This window comes from Pseudidiomarina sp. (assembly GCF_048268165.1).
Lineage (GTDB): Bacteria > Pseudomonadota > Gammaproteobacteria > Enterobacterales > Alteromonadaceae > Pseudidiomarina.
This window is the reverse complement of sequence record NZ_JBLWWA010000004.1, coordinates 220800-227141: the sequence shown is the minus strand read 5'-3', so window position 1 is coordinate 227141 and position 6342 is coordinate 220800. Positions and strand designations below refer to the sequence as shown.

The following is a 6342-nucleotide window of genomic DNA, read 5'->3' as shown; positions in this document are numbered from 1 at the left end:
ACGCCATCCCTTGGTCAGGTCAAGATCCTTTTGGATCTTTTTTTGTGATTTTCATCACCTTCTGAACCGGCGTCATCACTTGGTGACAACGGCGGCGAATTATAAGGATCGCCGCCAACTGCGCAAGATCTTTTTCATCAAAACTGAATCGTTTGCTGGCTTTTTAATCGGATGTCTTTTTATCGTCCGATTTTTGGACTTTTTCTGATGTTTCTTGTTGGCTTTTCGTTACAGAATCACCTTCTTCACAATCAGTATCACCAACCACATGTTCAAGTTTAATGTTCTTTATTGTACGGAAGGTCGTGATTGGACCAGAAATCGCGTACAAGAAGAAAATAGAAAACAACACCAATGAAGGTTCGGTAGCAACAATCACGAACGCTAATACAATCGCAAGGATGGCAATGAACGATACGCGTCCACGCCAATCGACATCTTTAAACGAGTGATAACGGAAGTTACTTACCATCAACAAACCTGCAGCGATGGTTAGAAACGCTGCAAAATAACTTACGTTGCTTGGATCAATTTCGTATTTATTGCCAACCCAAACAAACCCGGCGACTATCGCTGCCGCACTCGGAATGGCTAAGCCTTGGAAATAACGTTTATCGGATGTGCCATGGTTGGTATTAAATCGGGCCAACCGCAATGCACCACCGGCAACAAAAATGAAGGCAGCCAACCAACCGAGCTTGCCAAGATCACCAAGCGCCCAGTTATACATGACCAATGCAGGTGCCATACCAAATGACACAATGTCCGCCATGCTGTCGTATTCAGCACCGAATTCGCTTTCGGTGTTTGTCATACGCGCAACGCGCCCATCAAGGCCGTCGAATACCATGGCTATAAAAATAGCAACAGCAGCCGATTCAAACATATTATTCATCGACGCAACGATGGCAAAAAAGCCTGAAAACAGTCCCGCTGTTGTCAACAGGTTTGGCAACAGGAAAATTCCACGACTCTTTGCTGTGGTTAATGACTGTTCAGTTTTATTCGGCATAGTTTGGTTCCCTTATAATGGTGGCCGCACAGCATAGCATAGCTTATTCATTGCAATAAATAGCCGAACTTGTGCTTAGCCCGGCTATTACATTGTGCCGCTTACTGGGAAATCACCAAGTTATTGTCTTGGTAATCAACCTTGATTGCTGTTTTAGGCAGCAGCTTTCCTGATAGGATTTGCTGTGCTAATGGGTTTTCGAGCTCTTGTTGAATCGCCCGTTTCAATGGGCGCGCTCCAAACACCGGATCAAACCCAGCCTCGGCTAAGTGAGCTAAAGCAGCATCACTCAGCTCAATCGAGTAATCACGTTCAGCTAAGCGTTGGTACAAACGTTGTAACTGAATTTGCGCAATGTGCTTAATATGATCCTTCGCTAATGGGTGGAACACCACCGTTTCATCAACACGATTCAAGAATTCAGGCCGGAAATGATGCGACAGAATGCCCATCACTTCAGCTTTCATTTCTTCATAAGTTTGCTCATGAGCTTTCTCTTGAATGACATCTGAACCCAGATTCGACGTCATGATGATTACGGTATTCCGAAAATCGACAGTCCGTCCTTGTCCATCTGTTAAACGCCCATCATCAAGTACCTGCAACAGAATATTAAATACATCTGGATGCGCTTTTTCTATTTCGTCTAATAGAATCACTGAATAAGGACGTCGACGAACAGCTTCCGTCAGGTAGCCCCCCTCTTCATAACCGACATAGCCAGGAGGCGCACCAACCAGACGCGATACCGCATGCCGTTCCATGAATTCAGACATATCGATGCGCACCATGGCATCGTCAGTGTCAAACATGAAATGCGCAAGCGCCTTACATAATTCCGTTTTACCAACACCGGTTGGGCCCAAGAACAAAAACGAGCCTATCGGCCGTTGCGGATCAGACAAACCTGCTCGTGAGCGACGAATTGCATTCGCCACCGAGGTAACAGCTTCATCTTGTCCAACAACGCGTTGGTGCAAATTCTCTTCCATTTTGAGTAACTTATCACGCTCACCTTCAAGCATTTTACTTACAGGAATGCCTGTCCAACGCGATAGTACGTCAGCAATTTGCTCTTCAGTGACTTTATTCTTAAGTAGCGACATGCCTTCTTCGTCCACCTCAGAAGCCGCTTTCAACTGCCGCTCCAATTCAGGAATACGGCCGTACTGAAGTTCTGACATGCGGTTCAGGTCACTTGCTCGACGCGCAATATCAAGCTCCGTTTTGGCTTCTTCAAGCTGTGCTTTTATGTGCTGTTCACCCTGAACGACCGCTTTTTCAGACAACCAGACTTCTTCGAGCTCCGCATATTTACGTTGCTGATCGTCTAACTCCCCCTCAAGCAGTTCTAAACGTTTTTTACTCGCTTCATCTTTTTCCTTCTGCAATGCTTTTTGTTCAAGTTGCAGTTGGATAATACGACGCTCTAAGCGATCTAAATCTTCAGGCTTCGAATCAATCTGCATACGAATGCTCGAGGCCGCCTCATCAATAAGGTCGATTGCCTTATCGGGCAACTGGCGGTCGCTGATGTACCGATGCGACAATGAAGCCGCCGCAACAATAGCAGGGTCGGTAATCTGCACCGAATGGTGCACCTCATAGCGTTCCTTCAGGCCACGCAATATCGCAATGGTATCTTCAACTGAAGGTTCATCAACAAGTACCTTTTGAAAGCGACGCTCAAGTGCCGCATCTTTTTCGATAAATTGGCGGTACTCATTTAATGTGGTTGCGCCCACGCAGTGCAGCTCGCCACGCGCAAGTGCAGGCTTAAGCATATTGCCCGCATCCATTGCGCCATCCGCTTTACCCGCGCCGACCATGGTATGCAGCTCATCAATAAAGAGAATGATGCGCCCTTCTTCTTTACCTAATTCATTCAATACCGCTTTCAACCGCTCTTCAAACTCACCGCGGTATTTAGCGCCAGCTAACAAAGCGCCTAGGTCAAGCGACAACACGCGTTTATGTTTCAGCCCCTCTGGCACTTCACCATTAACGATACGCTGCGCCAGCCCTTCAACAATGGCTGTTTTACCAACACCAGGCTCACCAATTAACACCGGATTGTTCTTAGTACGACGCTGCAACACTTGGATGGTGCGACGAATCTCATCATCTCGACCAATAACCGGATCTAACTTACCGCGCTCAGCACGCTCGGTCAGGTCAACGGTATATTTAGTTAATGCTTGGCGTTGATCTTCAGCATTTTGATCGCTCACAGCGTCACCACCTCGCACTTTCTCAATTGCTTTCTCCACTTTTTCACGTGTTACACCAAGTTTCTTTAATATTTCGCCCAGTGCGCCTTTGTCTTCTGTTGCCGCAAGCACAAATAGTTCAGACGAAATGAACTGGTCATTACGCTTTTGCGCATATTTATCGCAGAGATTTAACAGACTGCTTGAGGCCGCAGACACTTGAACATCGCCCCCAGTGCCTTCAACCTGCGGGAGTTTCTCTAGTGCGGCATTAAGTTGTGTGCGCAAGCTGTTTTGATCAACTTGCAAAAGCGTCATCATCGGACGTAAAGAACCGCCGTCTTGCGTCAATAGCGCCTGCATAATATGTAGTGGCTCAATAAATTGATGGTCGCGACCCAACGCTAATGACTGTGCGTCAGCAATCGCCATTTGAAATTTGTTGGTTAGTTTATCGAATCGCATGATTACCCTCTAAAAATATCAGTTATATCCTGATTATCTATGTGGGTATTAATTAACCAATTTCAAGCACAAACGTGCTAATTTTTCCAAATTATTGATGCAAAGCGGCCACAATGAGCATCGCGGCGATAGGAATACCAACGCGAATCGTTATAGGTGCACCAGCCGCTTTGCTTAATATGCAAGCAACCATGAGCCTGAAGAGTGCGTTCAGCTAACAACGGGAGATCAGCAAACCACTTGCCCGCTTTGTGGGGACGGAACGTCGATAAATCAACCAGATTTAATTCGGCAAATGCTGCCCGTAAGTCATCGCCGACTTCAAAAGCAGCAACAGAAATAGCGGGACCGATAAAAGCCTGAATCTGTTGTGGGGGGCATTGGAATTGGCGCAAGGTATTTTCAATTACGCCATTGGCTAAACCGCGCCAACCGGCATGAACTGCTGCGATTTCGTTGCCGTTATCGCTGCACAATAAAATAGGTAAACAGTCGGCGGTTAACACCGCACAGACAGATTGAGGTTGGTTTGAGTAAATGGCGTCGGCTTTAACTGTCGGACGCGCTTCAGAAAAATTCACAACCTGGTTGCTGTGAATTTGTGCCAACCAGCGCGGCGCACAGGGTAACTGTGCCTCACGCTGTAACACGCATCGATTTTTAATGACGGCGGCCGGATCGGCACCTACATGAGCTGCCACATTGCCTGGTTGTGCGACCGTAGAAATTGCAGCATGAATGCCTGGTGGTAATGTCCAATCAAGCATTAACATGGTTTAGTCGACCGGATGTTCCTGGCGATCTAAACGCAATGCTGCAATTAAATTCACCATGTCGTCAGGTGTTGGAGCTTCCCAACTCATCCATTCGCCGGTAATTGGGTGATGCAACGAAAGTCGCGCGGCATGCAATGCCTGACGGCGAAAATTGCGTAAGGTTTCCAATAGTTCAGCACTCGCTTTCTGCGGCGGGCGTGGCCGACCACCATAGGTAAAGTCGCCAACTAAAGGATGACGCAAATGCGCCATGTGCACACGAATTTGGTGGGTTCGTCCGGTTTCCAGCCTTAACCGCAACAGCGTATGCGCACGAAAACGCTCTGCCACACGAAAATGAGTCACGGCTGGTTTGCCAAGTGCAACAACCGCCATATGCGTACGCTGCGTTGGATGACGCGCAATTGGCTCGTCGATCATGCCACCTGCAGTCATTGGGCCATTACAAACCGCCTCGTACTCACGGGTGATTTGGCGTTCCTGCATTGCCGCAACAAGATGGGTTTGCGCAGGCACAGTCTTCGCTACCACCATCAAACCCGTGGTGTCTTTATCCAAACGGTGAATGATTCCCGCGCGAGGAACTTGATCAATAGCCGGAAAGTGATGCAACAGCGCATTTAACAATGTACCATCGGGTGTTCCCGCGCCGGGATGCACAACTAAGCCAGCAGGCTTATTGATGACTAAAATGTCGTCGTCTTCATAAACGATATTCAAGTCCATGGGCTGCGCTTCGAAGCGTCGCTCTTCAATTAATTCGGCATCGACTTCGATGGCCATTCCTGTCAGTACTTTCTCGCGCGGTCTGTCAACAACATTGCCTTCGATACGAACGTGTCCGTCGGTGATCCAAGTTTTTAACCGAGAACGTGAGTAGTCAGGGAACATCTCAGCAAGTGCTTGGTCCAAGCGCTTACCGTTGGCAGAAAGGGGGACGTTTCCAGTTAATAAAATCTGTTCGCTCATAAATTCGTATTCGGACCTGTGAAAGCAGCCAACGCTGCGCTAGAATGCGTGAATATGTATAGTGTACCTGTTTGGGGCGCTGCACCAAAGTTAAATCAACAGAGATTAAAAAAACAAACTATGAAATTTCGTATAATCTTAGCCTGCATCGCAGCATTGACATTGAGCGCTTGCTCAAGCTCACCAGACGAAACTGATGTTAACCGGTTAACCGATGTAGAAGCAGGTTATGCCCGTGCTCAACAAGCATTGCAAAACGGTAATTTCACAAGTGCCTTGCAGGTGCTTGAAGCGCTGAATACCCGTTTCCCGTTTGGTCCGTTTACTCACCAAATCCAACTTGACCTGATTTATGCCTACTATAAAACAGGTGATATTGATAAAGCGCTCGCCTCAGTCGATCGCTTCACGCGACTCAACCCGAACCACCAATCTATCGACTACGCCTTATACATGCGTGGTCTCACGAACGAACGTGCCTCAGAGAACTTGTTTCAAGATTTGGTCGGTGTAGATCGTTCTGACCGTGACCCAACTAAAGCACGCGAGGCCTTTGATGATTACGCTGAACTTGTACGTCGTTTCCCTGACAGCAAGTACGCCGCGGATGCACGCCAACGAATGATTGGCATTAAGAGTCGACTTGCGCGTCACGAATTAGCGGTCGCACAATATTACATGAAGCGCGAAGCATTTTTGGCAGCAGCCAATCGCGGCAAGTATGTGTTAGAAAATTTTGCTGATACGCCTGAAGCTGAACACGCGCTAGCGGTTATGGCTGAAGCTTACGACAGTTTAGGTTTAGTGGAATTGCGTGCTGACGCAGTTGCCACCTTGAAACACAACTACCCGCAAAGCGATTACTTATCGCGCTTTAATTGATTAACAAGAATTGATTAAAAAGAATTGA

Annotated in this window: 5 protein-coding genes; 1 reads left to right on the top strand and 4 read right to left on the bottom strand. The window is 47.4% G+C overall.

The window, feature by feature from the left end; genetic code table 11:
• Positions 1 to 163: 163 nt before the first annotated feature.
• From pssA to rluD, 4 genes are all read right to left on the bottom strand, one after another.
• Positions 164 to 1012, bottom strand: coding sequence for a CDP-diacylglycerol--serine O-phosphatidyltransferase (gene pssA / locus ACN0UY_RS10815; protein WP_417667012.1), 849 nt, complete (start codon positions 1010 to 1012; stop codon positions 164 to 166).
• A 101-nt stretch (positions 1013 to 1113) separates the two neighbouring features.
• On the bottom strand, positions 1114 to 3687 hold the full coding sequence (gene clpB, locus ACN0UY_RS10810; protein ID WP_417667010.1) for an ATP-dependent chaperone ClpB: 2574 nt from the start codon (positions 3685 to 3687) through the stop codon (positions 1114 to 1116).
• A 77-nt stretch (positions 3688 to 3764) separates the two neighbouring features.
• Positions 3765 to 4460: a peptidoglycan editing factor PgeF gene (pgeF, locus tag ACN0UY_RS10805; protein ID WP_417667008.1), complete on the bottom strand. Its 696-nt coding sequence runs from the start codon at positions 4458 to 4460 to the stop codon at positions 3765 to 3767.
• Positions 4461 to 4463: 3 nt separating this feature from the next.
• The gene (rluD, locus tag ACN0UY_RS10800; RefSeq protein WP_417667006.1) at positions 4464 to 5432 is read right to left on the bottom strand and encodes a 23S rRNA pseudouridine(1911/1915/1917) synthase RluD; all 969 of its coding nucleotides are present in this window, start codon (positions 5430 to 5432) and stop codon (positions 4464 to 4466) included.
• Between the two features lie 120 nt (positions 5433 to 5552).
• Between rluD and ACN0UY_RS10795 the strand changes: the two genes are divergently transcribed.
• On the top strand, positions 5553 to 6314 hold the full coding sequence (locus ACN0UY_RS10795; protein ID WP_417667004.1) for an outer membrane protein assembly factor BamD: 762 nt from the start codon (positions 5553 to 5555) through the stop codon (positions 6312 to 6314).
• Positions 6315 to 6342: the final 28 nt, after the last annotated feature.

Coding starts and splice junctions, on each gene's coding strand:
- pssA (WP_417667012.1), bottom strand. CDS start 1,012: ATGCCGAATAAAACTGAACAGTCATTAACCACAGCAAAGAGTCGTGGA.
- clpB (WP_417667010.1), bottom strand. CDS start 3,687: ATGCGATTCGATAAACTAACCAACAAATTTCAAATGGCGATTGCTGAC.
- rluD (WP_417667006.1), bottom strand. CDS start 5,432: ATGAGCGAACAGATTTTATTAACTGGAAACGTCCCCCTTTCTGCCAAC.
- pgeF (WP_417667008.1), bottom strand. CDS start 4,460: ATGTTAATGCTTGATTGGACATTACCACCAGGCATTCATGCTGCAATT.
- ACN0UY_RS10795 (WP_417667004.1), top strand. CDS start 5,553: ATGAAATTTCGTATAATCTTAGCCTGCATCGCAGCATTGACATTGAGC.